We start from the raw sequence: 12,240 nt of genomic DNA, 5'->3' as shown, positions 1-12,240 counted from the left end.
TGAGCGGTTGAAGAAACTGGGGTTCAGTCGATTCGCTAGCCCGAATGGCCCGACTGGCCGGGGTGAGCCGATCGCCCGGCGGCGTTTGCGGCGCCGATTGTCGGGCGGCCTGCTGCTGCTGATAGCGCTGACCGTTTCAGGGGGACTGGCGGCGGTCCTCACCCCCTCACCCCAGGTAGCGGTCGCCGACGAGAACAACTCGGCGCTGCTGCGTACCGGCAAGCAGCTGTTCGACACCTCCTGCGTGTCCTGCCACGGTGCCAACCTGCAAGGTGTGAGCGACCACGGGCCCAGCCTGATCGGCGTCGGCGAGGCCGCCGTGTACTTCCAGGTGTCCACCGGCCGGATGCCTGCCATGCGTGGTGAGGCCCAGGCGGTCCGCAAGGATCCGATCTTCGACGAGTCGCAGATCGACGCGATCGGCGCCTACGTGCAAGCCAACGGCGGTGGCCCCACCGTGCTGCGCAACCCGGACGGCAGCCTCGCGATGAAGTCGCTGCGCGGCGATGACCTGGGCCGCGGCGGTGACCTGTTCCGGCTCAACTGCGCCTCGTGCCACAACTTCACCGGAAAGGGCGGGGCGCTGTCGTCAGGCAAGTTCGCGCCCGACCTCGGGCCCGCCAACGAACAGCAAATCCTCGCCGCAATGCTGACCGGCCCGCAGAACATGCCGAAGTTCTCCGACCGCCAGCTTTCCCTCGACGCGAAGAAGGACATCATCGGCTACGTCAGGACCGTCGCCGAAGAGCGCGCGCCTGGCGGCTATGGCCTCGGTGGATTCGGACCCGCGCCCGAGGGCATGGCCTTCTGGATCATCGGAATGGTCGCCGCGATCGGGCTGGCACTGTGGATTGGGGCGCGATCATGAGCGAAGCGCGGAAACCCGGTCTCGAACCTGACGAGGCCGCCTTGGCCTCGATGTCGAATAAGGAACTGCTGGACCTGGGCGGCAAGCTCGACGGCGTCCAGATCGCCTATAAGGAGCCCCGCTGGCCGGTCGAGGGCACCCGGGCCGAGAAGCGCGCCGAGCGGGGAGTCGCCCTGTGGCTTTTGCTGGGCGGCGCTTTCGGCCTGGCGTTGCTGCTGGTCTTCCTGTTCTGGCCGTGGGAATACAAACCCAAGGGGGCCGCCGGTAGCCTGCTGTATACGCTGGCTACCCCGCTGTACGGTCTGACCTTCGGGCTGTCCGTGCTGTCGATCGCCATCGGCGCCGTGCTGTACCAGAAACGGTTTATCCCGGAAGAGATTTCGATCCAGGAGCGACACGACGGCGCTTCCCGCGAGATCGACCGCAAGACGGTCGTGGCGAACCTGACCGACGCGCTGGAGGGCTCGACGATCAAGCGCCGCAAGTTGGTCGGCGCCTCGCTGGGCCTGGGCCTGGGCGCGTTCGGCCTGTCCACCTTGGTGGCGTTTGCCGGCGGCCTCATCAAGAACCCATGGAAGCCGGTCGTGGACACCGCCGACGGGAAGAAGGCCGTGCTGTGGACGTCGGGCTGGACCCCGCGCTATCACGGCGAAACCATCTATCTGGCCCGCGCAACCGGCGCCAGCGAAGGCGCGCCGTTCGTCAAGATGCGCCCCGAAGACATGGATGCCGGCGCGATGGAGACCGTCTTCCCGTGGCGGGAGTCGGACGGCGACGGCACCACCGTGGAGTCACACGAAAAGCTGTCGGCGATCAAGATGGGTGTCCGCAATCCGGTGATGCTCATCCGCATCAAGCCCAGCGACATGGGCCGCGTGGTGAAGCGTCAAGGGCAGGAAAGCTTCAACTTCGGCGAGTTCTTCGCCTTCAGCAAGGTCTGCTCGCATCTGGGCTGCCCGTCGTCGCTGTACGAGCAGCAGTCCTACCGCATCCTGTGCCCCTGCCACCAGTCGCAGTTCGACGCGTTGCACTTCGCCAAGCCGATCTTCGGCCCGGCGGCGCGCGCGCTGGCGCAACTGCCCATCACGATCGACTCCAACGGGTATCTGGTCGCCAACGGTGACTTCATCGAGCCCGTCGGACCGGCATTCTGGGAGCGCACAACAACATGAGCCCGAAACTGAGTCCCCCGAAGATCGGTGACGTCCTGGCCAAACAAGGCGAGGATATCGACACGCGCTATCACCCCTCGGCGGCCGTCCGGCGTCAGCTCAACAAGGTCTTCCCCACGCACTGGTCGTTCTTGCTCGGCGAGATCGCGATGTACAGCTTCATCGTGCTGCTGCTCACCGGCGTGTACCTGACGCTGTTCTTCGATCCGTCCATGACCGAGGTCACCTACCACGGCGTGTACCAACCGCTGCGCGGGGTCGAGATGTCGCGCGCCTATGAAACGGCGCTCGACATCTCCTTCGAAGTCCGCGGCGGCCTGTTCGTCCGGCAGGTCCACCACTGGGCCGCTCTGATGTTCGCCGCGGCGATCATGGTGCACCTGGCGCGCATCTTCTTCACCGGCGCGTTCCGGCGGCCGCGCGAGGCCAACTGGGTGATCGGGTCGCTGCTGTTGATCCTGGCCATGTTCGAGGGCTTCTTCGGCTACTCGCTGCCCGATGACCTGCTCTCGGGCATCGGGATCCGGGCCTCACTGTCATCGATCACGCTGGGAATGCCGGTGATCGGGACCTGGCTGCACTGGGCCCTGTTCGGCGGCGATTTCCCGGGCGCCATCTTGATCCCCCGGATGTATGTGCTGCACATCCTGCTGCTACCCGGCATCATCCTGGCGCTCATCGGGCTGCACCTGGCGATGGTGTGGTTCCAGAAACACACCCAGTTCCCCGGCCCGGGACGCACCGAGCACAACGTCGTCGGCGTGCGGGTGATGCCGGTGTTCGCGGTCAAGTCCGGCGCGTTCTTCGCGCCCATCGTCGGCGTGCTTGGCCTGATGGGCGGCCTGCTACAGATCAACCCGATCTGGAACCTGGGTCCCTACAAGCCATCCCAGATCTCGGCGGGCTCACAGCCGGACTTCTACATGATGTGGACCGAGGGCTTGGCCCGTATCTGGCCGCCGTGGGAGTTCTACTTCTGGCATCACACCATTCCCGCCGTGGTCTGGGTCGCGATCATCATGGGCCTGGTATTCGTCCTGCTGATCATCTACCCATTCCTGGAGAAGCGGTTCAGTCGCGACTACGCGCACCACAACCTGCTGCAACGGCCGCGCGACGTTCCGGTGCGCACCTCGATCGGCGCGATGGCGATCTCCTTCTACATGCTCCTCACGCTCGCGGCGATGAACGACGTGATCGCGTTCAAGTTCCACATCTCGCTGAACGCGACGACGTGGATCGGGCGCATCGGCATGGTGATCCTTCCGCCGTTCGTCTACTTCATCGCCTATCGCTGGTGCATCGGACTTCAGCGCAGTGACCGCGCGGTGCTCGAGCATGGCGTGGAAACCGGCATCATCAAGCGGCTGCCGCACGGCGCTTACATCGAGCTGCACCAGCCGCTCGGCCCGGTCGACGGCCACGGCCACCCGATCCCGCTGGAGTACCAGGGCGCCGCGGTTCCCAAGCGAATGAACAAGCTTGGTTCAGCCGGCACACCGGGCTCCGGGAGCTTCCTGCGTGCCGATCCGGTTTCGGAGGACAGGGCGTTGCGCGAGGCGTCGCACGCCTCCGAAGAGCGTGTGCTCACGGCGCTGCGCGAATACCAGGAGGCCATCACCGGTTCCACCGATGGCGAGCACGGCGAGCACTAGCCGCAGCCGGGAGCGCGGTTTCGCCGCTCGCCAGCAGGATCGCGCCTGGAAGCGGACGTGGCTGCGCAGGCGGGTCAGGATGGCCGTTTGTTTGCAGCGCCTAGCGTGGTGATTCTGTCGCGATGCCGAGATCTGCTGCGGCTGAAAGCATTCGAGTGTCGTAGGTGATGATCGCGCGCAGGGTGTCACCGGCGCGCTGTGCGGCAACGAGGTGGATGGCGTCCAGGCTGCGAAGGCGTAACGGGAGCAATGTGCCGGCGTCGTCGAGCAGTTGTCGGGTCAGCACGACCATGTCCAGTCCCCGCAGGAGGTCTCGGGCTCCAACGATGGCTTTGGGTCCGTTTGCGGCGACCGCCCGCACGAGTTCAGTGCGGGCCAAAGCCGCTGAGAACAGGGTGTCGTGGCTGCGCTCGGCAAAAAAGGCTTGCAGCGCCCCCGATTCAGGTTCGGTGACAACGAGTTTCACCAGCGCGGAGGTGTCCATGTAGGTTCGCATCGGACTAGCGTTCGTCGCGGCGCAGTTGCTCGAGGGCTTTGCTGGCGCTGTGCGGGTAGGTCTCGGGCCTGATGTCGTCAGCCTTCAACGAACGCGACGCCAACACGACGTCTCCAGCATTAATCAGGTCTTGCCACGGATCGCCCGACACGGGCACCAGGCGCGCGACCGGACGGCCCCGGTCGGTGATCTCGATTGACTCCCCCGCTGCCACGTCCTCGAGGTACTTGCTGGCGTTTTGACGCAGTTCGCGGACGCCGATACTCCTCATGTGCTACATGGTAGCGCATGAGGCCAAAGGGATGCGCAGACGGCAGCTTGGGCCGGACGGGCGAGTTGCGGCCCGCGCACTACTGCGCGGCGATCACTTGGCGTAGCTGCCGCACGTGGAACCACTCGATCGCCGGCAGCCCGGCGGTGACGGCCCCCGCCAGCCCGTAGGCGACCCACGACGCTCCGTCGTGACCGACGGCCATCAGATAGGTCGCCGCCGCGACCCCGATCAGCGCGACCCCTAGCGTGCCGGTCAGTGCGACGGTGCCGCGCAACCAGATCCGGTCCGCGGCTGAGCCCGGCGACTCTGCGGCCGGCGCCGACGGCTGGATCCTCGCGGGGCGTGCCCGGTCGGCCGCGGGACGCGCCGCGGGGTGCCCGGTCCTGACCAGCTGTCTGGCCGCACCGCGCGCCGATGCGCCCGCCAGTTGAGCCGGCGGCTCAGTGCGGGACATGCGGCGAGCCCGCACCAGCACCGGGATCGCTCCCGCGATGATCAGCGCCGAGACGATGATGACGGCGTACAACACCCACGGGGTGTGCTGGCTAGCGGCCGACTTGTGATAGCCCTGGCCCAGGTTCGCCAGCGCCACGGCGGCGGCCACGCTCACGCCTATCAGCACCAGCCAGACCGCCGCGCACGCCCCCACCAGAATGCGATCGACGACGTCGGGCGGAACGGTGTCCGACCCATGCCGGTATGCCGCATATCTACTCGTCATCAGCAGCTCGTCTGCGGTGCGTCGTTGTTGTTGGACGAGAGCACCGTTCCGTCGCTGGTGGTGATCGAGCAGTTGAGCCTGCTGACCCGGAAAAGGCTGGACGCCTCGAGAGATCCGACATCGGATTGCGAGATCGGTGTGACGGTAAAGGACCACGGGATGTACACGTTGTGCTGGGTCCGTCGCCGGCCAGAGGCGTCGACGTAGGTCACCGTGATGATGTCGCCCGGCACTTTGGTGCCGGTCACCGTATAGGTGACTTGCCGCGGAGCGGCCGGCGTCGTGGTCTCCGGCGGCGGGGGCGCCGCGGCGGTACTGGTCGCCGGCGGCGGTGCCGCTGTGGTCGGCGCCGGCGCCGGGGGTGGGGGTGGCGGAGGTGAAGGTGTCACCGTCACCGTCTGCGTCTCCGTAGCCGTCGGCGGTGGCGGGGGCGGCGGCGTGGTTGTCGTGATTTGGTCCTGCACGGGCGGGCCGGCCGGGGTGGTGGTCATGGTGGTGCCGGGGGCGGCGAGCTTGCTGGTATCGGTGCCCGCGACCAGCAGCGACACCGAAACCACGAGCGCGATCGCGGCCACGATGGCGGCCACACCGACCACCCACGGCCAGCGCGGGGCACGACGCTCATCGTCCCCGGACGGCTCGTCGTAGTCGTCGTAGTCGTAGAGCCTGAGATCGGCCGGCATATATGGGGCGCTCGTGAAGTGCTCGGACTCCGGAGCCGAATAGGCCCGCGAATATGCGTCGGTCTCGCTCGTGTGGTCGTGCGCCTCTATTTCGGCTATTTCGCCTATTTCGCCGCTGTGGTCCGGGGATCCCGGTTCTGGGACGGGCCCGCTGCCGGAATCCAATTCGCCGCTGAGCTCGCTGGCGGAATCGGCTTCCTCACGTCCCGGTCCCGGGGGATTCGGCCCGCTCATGTTTGCCTGCCCTGTCCAACTGCATCTCCAGCGCGCAAGGCCCCGCAGTTACCTCGTTGCGCGCACGCTGGGGAGCTTCTCATTGTGCTTGGGCAAACCCTACCGAACCGAGCGGGGCAAAGAAGTATCCGCGACATCGCCACCGATCAACTGATGCCCTGATTGTGACCATTATGGTGCCGATCAGTGCTTCTCGGGGCCTATGTAGTACTCGAAGACCAGGCCGGCCACCGAGGCCAGGATGAACACCACCCCGGCAACGATCAACCACGGCAGCCACAGGCCGATACCGACCGCGGCCACCGAGCCGGCCAACGCGACCAGGATTGGCCACCAACTGTGCGGGGCGTAAAAACCCAATTCGCCTGCGCCGTCACTGATCTCGGCGCCTTCATAATCCTCGGGCCGGGTGTCCAGCCGACGCGCCACGAAGCGGAAGAAGGTGGCCGTGATCAACGCCAGGCCACCGGTCAGCGCGAGCGCCGTGGTGCCCGCCCACTCCACACCACCATTGGCGAACATCGTCGTCAAAGTCCCATACAGCACCGCGACCAGGATGAAGAACGCGGCGACGAATTCGAACAGCCTCGCTTCGATATGCATGGGGTGTCCTAACCTGACTGCCTTCCGACCAACTCACCGCGGCGGGCGTCGAAGGGGTGCGTGCTTGTCGCTACCGGGGACTGGTTGATCGCCTGCAAAGCCTGCGCGTTGGTCTTTCCGTCGATGCGTTGCTGTAGGTAGGCCTTGAAGTCGTTGGCCGAGACCACCCGAACCTCGAAGTTCATCATCGAGTGATACGTTCCGCACATCTCGGCGCAATGCCCGACGAATGCCCCGGTCTTGGTGATCTGTTCGACCTGGAAAACGTTGACGGAGTTGTTCTCCGCGGGGTGCGGCATCACGTCGCGCTTGAACAAGAATTCCGGCACCCAGAATGCGTGGATCACATCGGCCGCGGCCATTTGGAATTCGATGCGCTTGCCGGCGGGCAGCACCAGCACCGGAATTTCGTCGCTCGTTCCCAGCGTTTCGACCTTGTCGAAGTTCAGATAGGTCCGGTCCTCGGTGTTGATCCCGTGCACCGGCCCGACCCGCTCTTCACCGTGGGCGTCTTTGCCCTCCGGCTTGGAGACCATGGCCTTCTTGCGCGCCTCGTCGGCACCCTCGTAGGTCAGGGTGCCGTCTTTGAAGTTGACCCGCTGATAACCGAACTTCCAGTTCCATTGGAAGCCTGTGACGTCGACCACGACTTCGGGGTCCTTGGCCATGTGCAGCATTTTCTCCTGCACCACCACCGTGAAATAGAACAACACCGAGATGATGAGGAACGGCGTCACGGTCAGCGCCAGCTCCAGCGGCATGTTGTAGCCAAACTGGCGCGGCAGCTCGGTGTCGGATTGCTTCTTCCGGTGGAAGGCGGCCGACCAGAAGATGAGGCCCCACACGATGACGCCGACCACAAGGGAGGCGATCACCGCTCCGACCCACAGCTCCCGGTTGAGGTGAGCCTCCGGGGTGATGCCCTCGGGCCAGCCCATGCCCAGGGCTTCCGACCAACTGCATCCGCTCAGGGTGACGGCCAGCACTCCCAGCGTGCCGACCAACGCCAGCCATCGGAACCGACGTGCGTGTACGGAGCCCACACCGCCGTCGGCGGGCTTCGAAAAACGGGCTGGCCCGCGAGGTGTCACGTTGGCGCCTCCTGTATCACAAGCTGGGCCGTTTGCGTCCGAGCCCCGAGTGCGGCTGGCGAGTCCGCAATTCTCGGCTAACTCGGATCCGAATACTACGCAGCGTAGACCACGACGCTCACGCGGGCGACGATGCGGGCCGAAACGGACCCTAAAGGGCGCACTCACGAGGCGTGAACGGCGCCGAGTGCTGGCATACTGGGGCGCCGTGTGTGGACTGCTGGCCTTGATAGCGGCGCCGACCGACGGCGAGAGCCCCGCTGCCGCGATCGAGGCCGACACCGCCATTGCTCGCGCATTACGACTGATGCGTCACCGCGGGCCCGACGAGCCCGGCGGACTGTTTGACCCCGACGGTGATGGGACCGTCGTATTCGGCTTCAATCGGCTGTCCTTCATCGACATCGCGCATTCGCACCAGCCGCTGAGGTGGGGGCCGCGGCAGGCCCACGACCGCTACGTGCTGGTGTTCAACGGCGAGATCTACAACTACCTCGAACTGCGCGAGGAATTGCGCACCCGGCACGGCGCTGTCTTCGCCACCGACGGCGACGGCGAGGCCATCGTCGCCGGCTACCACTACTGGGGCACCGATGTGCTGAGGCGCCTGCGCGGCATGTTCGCCTTCGCGCTGTGGGACACGGTGACCCGTGAATTGTTCTGTGCCCGCGATCCTTTCGGCATCAAGCCGCTGTTCATGGCGACCGGCAGCGGCGGCACCGCGGTGGCCAGTGAGAAGAAATGCCTGCTGGATCTGGCCGATTTGATCGGGTTCGACACTCGCATCGACGAGCGGGCAGTGCAGCACTACACGGTCCTGCAATACGTCCCGGAGCCCGAGACGCTGCACCGCGGGGTGCGCCGGCTGGAATCGGGCTGCTACGCCCGGATCCGGCCCGGCGTGGCGCCCGAGATCACCCGCTACTTCGTGCCGCGCTTTGCCGCCACGCCGATCACCCCCGGCACCGAACAGGCCCGCTACGACGAGATCACCGCGGTGCTCGAGGATTCGGTGGCCAAGCACATGCGCGCCGACGTCACCGTCGGGGCGTTTCTCTCCGGAGGAATCGACTCGACGGCGATCGCGGCGCTGGCCATCCGGCACAACCCGCGGCTGATCACGTTCACCACGGGTTTCGAGCGGGAGGGATTCTCCGAGATCGATGTCGCGGTGGCCTCCGCCGATGCGATCGGTGCCCGCCACATCGCCAAGGTGGTCAGCCCCGACGAGTTCGTCGCCGCGCTGCCCGAGATCGTCTGGTACCTCGATGAGCCGGTCGCCGACCCCGCGCTGGTTCCGTTGTTCTTCGTCGCCCGCGAGGCGCGAAAGCACGTCAAGGTGGTGCTATCCGGCGAGGGCGCCGACGAGCTGTTCGGCGGCTACACGATCTACCGGGAGCCGCTGTCGTTGAAGCCCTTCGACTACCTGCCGCGGCCGCTGCGGCGCTCGATGCGCAAGGTCTCCAAACCGCTGCCCGACGGCATGCGTGGCAAGAGCCTGCTGCACCGCGGGTCGCTCACGCTCGAGGAGCGTTACTACGGCAATGCCCGCAGTTTCTCCGACGCGCAGCTGCGCGACGTGCTGGTGGCTTTCCGCGAGGACTGGAACCACACCGACGTCACCGCATCGCTGTACGCCGAATCGGCCGGCTGGGACCCGGTGGCCCGCATGCAGCACATCGACCTGTTCACCTGGCTGCGCGGCGACATTTTAGTCAAGGCCGACAAGATGACGATGGCCAACTCGCTGGAGCTTCGGGTGCCGTTTTTGGACCCCGAGGTGTTCGCCGTGGCCTCCCGGCTTCCGGTGGACGCCAAGATCACCCGGACCACCACCAAGTACGCGCTGCGGCGGGCGCTGGAGCCCATCGTCCCGGCGCACGTGCTGCACCGGCCCAAGCTCGGGTTCCCGGTCCCGATCCGGCACTGGCTGCGCGCCGGGGAACTGCTGGAATGGGCGTACGCGATGGTGGACTCGTCGCACGCCGATCACCTCATCGACCTAGCCGCCGTGCGGCGGATGCTTGACGAGCACCGGACCGGCGCCGCCGATCACAGCCGCCGGCTGTGGACGGTGCTGATCTTCATGCTCTGGCACGCGATCTTTGTCGAGCACACCGTGGTGCCGCAGATCAGCGAGCCGGTCTATCCGGTCGAGTTATGAGGCCGAGCAGTCCCCCGCAAGCGGGAGGTGCCCCCAGCAAAAGCGCCGCGACACGCCGGTTTTCCGGTGCTTTTGTGTCTCGCGCTGACTAAGCCAGCACCGCGGTGATTTCGGCGGCGGCGTCGTCGCCGTAGGCGCCGGCCAAGCGAGTCTTCGCGACCTCGTGGTCCCACGCCCATTCTTGGGTTCCGGTCGACTCCAGCACCAGCACGGCGACCAGCGAGCCCAGCTGTGCCGAACGCTCCAGGCTCAGACCGGCGCTGCGTCCGGTCAGGTAACCGGCCCGGAATGCGTCGCCGACGCCGGTGGGATCGGTCTGGCTGGTCTCAGGCACCACATCGACGTGCGTGGTTGTGCCGTCGCGCTCCACGATGTCGACACCCTTGGGGCCGAGCGTCGTCACCCGCAGGCCGACCTTTTCCCGCACATCGTCCTCCGACCAGCCGGTCTTGGACAGCAAAAGCTCCCACTCGTAATCGTTGGTGAACAGGTAGGCCGCACCGTCGATGAGCCGGTTGATCTCGTCTCCGGACAGGCGAGGCAGCTGCTGGGACGGGTCGGCGGCGAAGGCCAGCCCGAGCTCACGGCACTCGTCGGTGTGCACCACCATGGCGTCGGGGTCATTGGCGCCGATGATGACCAGCTCCGGTTTGCCGACGGACGACACGACGTCGGCGAGCTTGATGTTGCGGGCCTCCGACATGGCACCGGGATAGAACGACGCGATCTGGGCCATGTCGAGGTCGGTGGTGCAGACGAAACGTGCGGTGTGCGCGGTTTCCGAGATCAGCACGTTGTCGCAGTTGACACCGTGGCTCTGCAGCCATTCGCGGTAGTCGCCGAAGTCATCACCGGCCGCACCGACCAGCGCCACGTCGCCGCCCAGCACACCGATGGCGAACGCGATGTTTCCCGCCACACCGCCGCGGTGAATCACCAGGTCGTCGACTAAGAAGCTGAGCGATACCTTCTGCAGGTGATCGGCCAGTAGGTGCTCGGAGAATCGGCCGGGAAAGCGCATCAGATTGTCAGTCGCAATCGAACCGGTCACCGCGATCGTCACGAAAATTTCACCCTTCCTTCGTTAGCCCGCCTAGCTTACCCACGGAAGTCGGGCCGCGACGGCTGCCCCGATGCAGCCCCGATGTAATCAAGGCCGCGGGCCGCGGTTGCGCTAGCCTGCCTTGAGAGTCACTGGGTTGCCGGTAGCACTCCGACAGCACCAAAGTTCAGCGGCAGCCAATCATCGGGACTCTTTGCCCCGTACACCACCGTAGGAGAATCACGATGGCCGGTCCGCACTCGCCGAATCCTACTGTCGGCGCCGACGGACCGCCGCCTCACACCGAGGGCGAACCCCACCGGCCTGCGCCCTTGGAGTATCCGGGCAACTACCCCGCACACCCGAAACCGCGGCGCAGGCGGCTGATCATCGGCATTCTGGTGGCGGTCGCGCTGGTGGCCGCGACAACGGCGGCAATCGTGTACGGGGTGCGCACCAACGGAGCCAACACCGGCGCCGCGTTCTCCGAAGGATCGGTCAAGACGGCGATTCAGGGGTATCTGGACGCTCTCGCACACCGCGACGTCGACACCATCGAACGCAACGCGCTGTGCGGCCTGTACGACGGCGTCCGGGACCGGCGCTCCGACCAGGCCCTGGCCAAGCTGAGCAGCGACGCGTTTCGCAATCAGTTCTCCGAGGTCGAGGTGACCGCGATCGACAAGGTCGTGTACTTGTCGCAGTACCAGACTCAGGCGCTGTTCACCATGAAGGTGTCGCCGGTCGCCGGCGGCCCGATGCACGGACAAGTGCAGGGCATCGCGCAGCTGTTGTTTCAGCGCAACCAGATTTTGGTGTGCTCGTACCTGCTGCGGAACGCGGGCTCGTTCAGTTAAATGAATCCCCGCAGGCGCACGAACCCGTGGCGTTGGGGTTGTCGATGGTGAAACCCTGCTTCTCGATGGTGTCCACGAAGTCGATCGACGCACCTTCCACGTAGGGCGCGCTCATCCGGTCCACCGTCAGGGTGACCCCGCCGAACTCCACGGTCAGATCGCCGTCCAGGGTGCGGTCATCGAAGAAGAGGTTGTAGCGCAGCCCGGCGCACCCGCCCGGCTGGACCGCGATCCGCAGCGCCAGGTCGTCGCGTCCCTCCTGGTCCAGCAGGGACTTCGCCTTGGTGGCGGCAGCCTCGGTCAAGATCACGCCATGGGTCGTCGTAGCGCTCGACTCGTTCTGCACGGTCATTGCTTCTCCTACATGCCTCACTTGATGT

At 66.0% G+C, this 12,240-nt stretch carries 13 protein-coding genes; 5 read left to right on the top strand and 8 right to left on the bottom strand.

Features of this window, described 5'->3' with window-relative positions; genetic code table 11:
- Window positions 1-7 precede the first annotated feature (7 nt).
- The 3 genes from qcrC to qcrB are packed head-to-tail and all read left to right on the top strand — an operon-like array spanning window position 8 to window position 3,695.
- Complete coding sequence (gene qcrC, locus ACLP9N_RS19605) at window positions 8-868, top strand: cytochrome bc1 complex diheme cytochrome c subunit (protein WP_442408970.1); 861 nt, start codon at window positions 8-10, stop codon at window positions 866-868.
- Window positions 865-2,040 (top strand): cytochrome bc1 complex Rieske iron-sulfur subunit, encoded by a 1,176-nt coding sequence (gene qcrA, locus ACLP9N_RS19600; RefSeq protein WP_442408969.1) that lies wholly within the window; start codon window positions 865-867, stop codon window positions 2,038-2,040. The genes qcrC and qcrA overlap by 4 nt, the downstream gene beginning before the upstream one ends.
- Entirely contained in the window at window positions 2,037-3,695 is a 1,659-nt protein-coding gene (gene qcrB / locus ACLP9N_RS19595) for a cytochrome bc1 complex cytochrome b subunit (RefSeq protein WP_442408968.1), read from the top strand. The genes qcrA and qcrB overlap by 4 nt, the downstream gene beginning before the upstream one ends.
- Window positions 3,696-3,795: 100 nt before the next feature.
- Here the strand turns inward: qcrB and ACLP9N_RS19590 are convergent, their stop codons facing one another.
- The 6 genes from ACLP9N_RS19590 to ctaC all read right to left on the bottom strand — a co-directional run bounded on the left by ACLP9N_RS19590 (window position 3,796) and on the right by ctaC (window position 7,797).
- Window positions 3,796-4,191, bottom strand: coding sequence for a type II toxin-antitoxin system VapC family toxin (locus ACLP9N_RS19590; protein WP_442408967.1), 396 nt, complete (start codon window positions 4,189-4,191; stop codon window positions 3,796-3,798).
- 4 nt (window positions 4,192-4,195) lie between these two features.
- Window positions 4,196-4,462 carry a type II toxin-antitoxin system Phd/YefM family antitoxin gene (locus tag ACLP9N_RS19585; RefSeq protein WP_442408966.1) on the bottom strand — a complete coding sequence of 89 codons (267 nt, stop codon included), beginning with the start codon at window positions 4,460-4,462 and terminating at the stop codon, window positions 4,196-4,198.
- A gap of 79 nt (window positions 4,463-4,541) precedes the next feature.
- Window positions 4,542-5,186, bottom strand: a complete 645-nt coding sequence (locus tag ACLP9N_RS19580; RefSeq protein WP_442408965.1) for a DUF2561 family protein — start codon at window positions 5,184-5,186, stop codon at window positions 4,542-4,544.
- Window positions 5,186-6,103 (bottom strand): MmpS family transport accessory protein, encoded by a 918-nt coding sequence (locus tag ACLP9N_RS19575; RefSeq protein WP_442408964.1) that lies wholly within the window; start codon window positions 6,101-6,103, stop codon window positions 5,186-5,188. The genes ACLP9N_RS19580 and ACLP9N_RS19575 overlap by 1 nt, the downstream gene beginning before the upstream one ends.
- A 183-nt stretch (window positions 6,104-6,286) precedes the next feature.
- Window positions 6,287-6,706 carry a cytochrome c oxidase subunit 4 gene (locus tag ACLP9N_RS19570; protein WP_442408963.1) on the bottom strand — a complete coding sequence of 140 codons (420 nt, stop codon included), beginning with the start codon at window positions 6,704-6,706 and terminating at the stop codon, window positions 6,287-6,289.
- 8 nt (window positions 6,707-6,714) lie between these two features.
- Window positions 6,715-7,797 carry an aa3-type cytochrome oxidase subunit II gene (ctaC, locus tag ACLP9N_RS19565; protein ID WP_442408962.1) on the bottom strand — a complete coding sequence of 361 codons (1,083 nt, stop codon included), beginning with the start codon at window positions 7,795-7,797 and terminating at the stop codon, window positions 6,715-6,717.
- A gap of 208 nt (window positions 7,798-8,005) precedes the next feature.
- On the opposite strand from ctaC, the gene asnB reads away from it, so the two are divergent.
- Window positions 8,006-9,961, top strand: a complete 1,956-nt coding sequence (asnB, locus tag ACLP9N_RS19560) for an asparagine synthase (glutamine-hydrolyzing) (RefSeq protein ID WP_442408961.1) — start codon at window positions 8,006-8,008, stop codon at window positions 9,959-9,961.
- 88 nt (window positions 9,962-10,049) lie between these two features.
- On the opposite strand, the gene ACLP9N_RS19555 is transcribed toward asnB, so the two are convergent.
- A complete protein-coding gene (locus ACLP9N_RS19555) occupies window positions 10,050-11,024 on the bottom strand; it encodes a carbohydrate kinase family protein (RefSeq protein WP_442408960.1) in 975 nt (324 codons plus the stop codon).
- Between the two features lie 224 nt (window positions 11,025-11,248).
- Here ACLP9N_RS19555 and ACLP9N_RS19550 point away from each other — a divergent pair, with 224 nt between their 5' ends.
- Window positions 11,249-11,860 (top strand): Rv0361 family membrane protein, encoded by a 612-nt coding sequence (locus ACLP9N_RS19550; protein WP_442408959.1) that lies wholly within the window; start codon window positions 11,249-11,251, stop codon window positions 11,858-11,860.
- Here ACLP9N_RS19550 and ACLP9N_RS19545 read toward each other — a convergent pair.
- The gene (locus tag ACLP9N_RS19545; RefSeq protein ID WP_442408958.1) at window positions 11,853-12,212 is read right to left on the bottom strand and encodes a HesB/IscA family protein; all 360 of its coding nucleotides are present in this window, start codon (window positions 12,210-12,212) and stop codon (window positions 11,853-11,855) included. The two genes, ACLP9N_RS19550 and ACLP9N_RS19545, sit on opposite strands and share 8 nt — an antisense overlap.
- Between the last annotated feature and the right edge of the window lie 28 nt (window positions 12,213-12,240).

It is taken from the genome of Mycobacterium sp., assembly GCF_052144515.1.
In the GTDB taxonomy this organism is placed as follows: domain Bacteria; phylum Actinomycetota; class Actinomycetes; order Mycobacteriales; family Mycobacteriaceae; genus Mycobacterium.
This window is presented reverse-complemented; position numbering and strand designations above follow the sequence as displayed.

What these genes read in the sequence shown, in the direction of transcription:
- qcrA (WP_442408969.1), top strand. Translation starts at nt 865, where the DNA reads ATGAGCGAAGCGCGGAAACCCGGTCTCGAACCTGACGAGGCCGCCTTG.
- qcrB (WP_442408968.1), top strand. Translation starts at nt 2,037, where the DNA reads ATGAGCCCGAAACTGAGTCCCCCGAAGATCGGTGACGTCCTGGCCAAA.
- ACLP9N_RS19590 (WP_442408967.1), bottom strand. Translation starts at nt 4,191, where the DNA reads ATGCGAACCTACATGGACACCTCCGCGCTGGTGAAACTCGTTGTCACC.
- ACLP9N_RS19585 (WP_442408966.1), bottom strand. Translation starts at nt 4,462, where the DNA reads ATGAGGAGTATCGGCGTCCGCGAACTGCGTCAAAACGCCAGCAAGTAC.
- ACLP9N_RS19580 (WP_442408965.1), bottom strand. Translation starts at nt 5,186, where the DNA reads ATGACGAGTAGATATGCGGCATACCGGCATGGGTCGGACACCGTTCCG.
- ACLP9N_RS19575 (WP_442408964.1), bottom strand. Translation starts at nt 6,103, where the DNA reads ATGAGCGGGCCGAATCCCCCGGGACCGGGACGTGAGGAAGCCGATTCC.
- ACLP9N_RS19570 (WP_442408963.1), bottom strand. Translation starts at nt 6,706, where the DNA reads ATGCATATCGAAGCGAGGCTGTTCGAATTCGTCGCCGCGTTCTTCATC.
- ACLP9N_RS19550 (WP_442408959.1), top strand. Translation starts at nt 11,249, where the DNA reads ATGGCCGGTCCGCACTCGCCGAATCCTACTGTCGGCGCCGACGGACCG.
- ACLP9N_RS19545 (WP_442408958.1), bottom strand. Translation starts at nt 12,212, where the DNA reads ATGACCGTGCAGAACGAGTCGAGCGCTACGACGACCCATGGCGTGATC.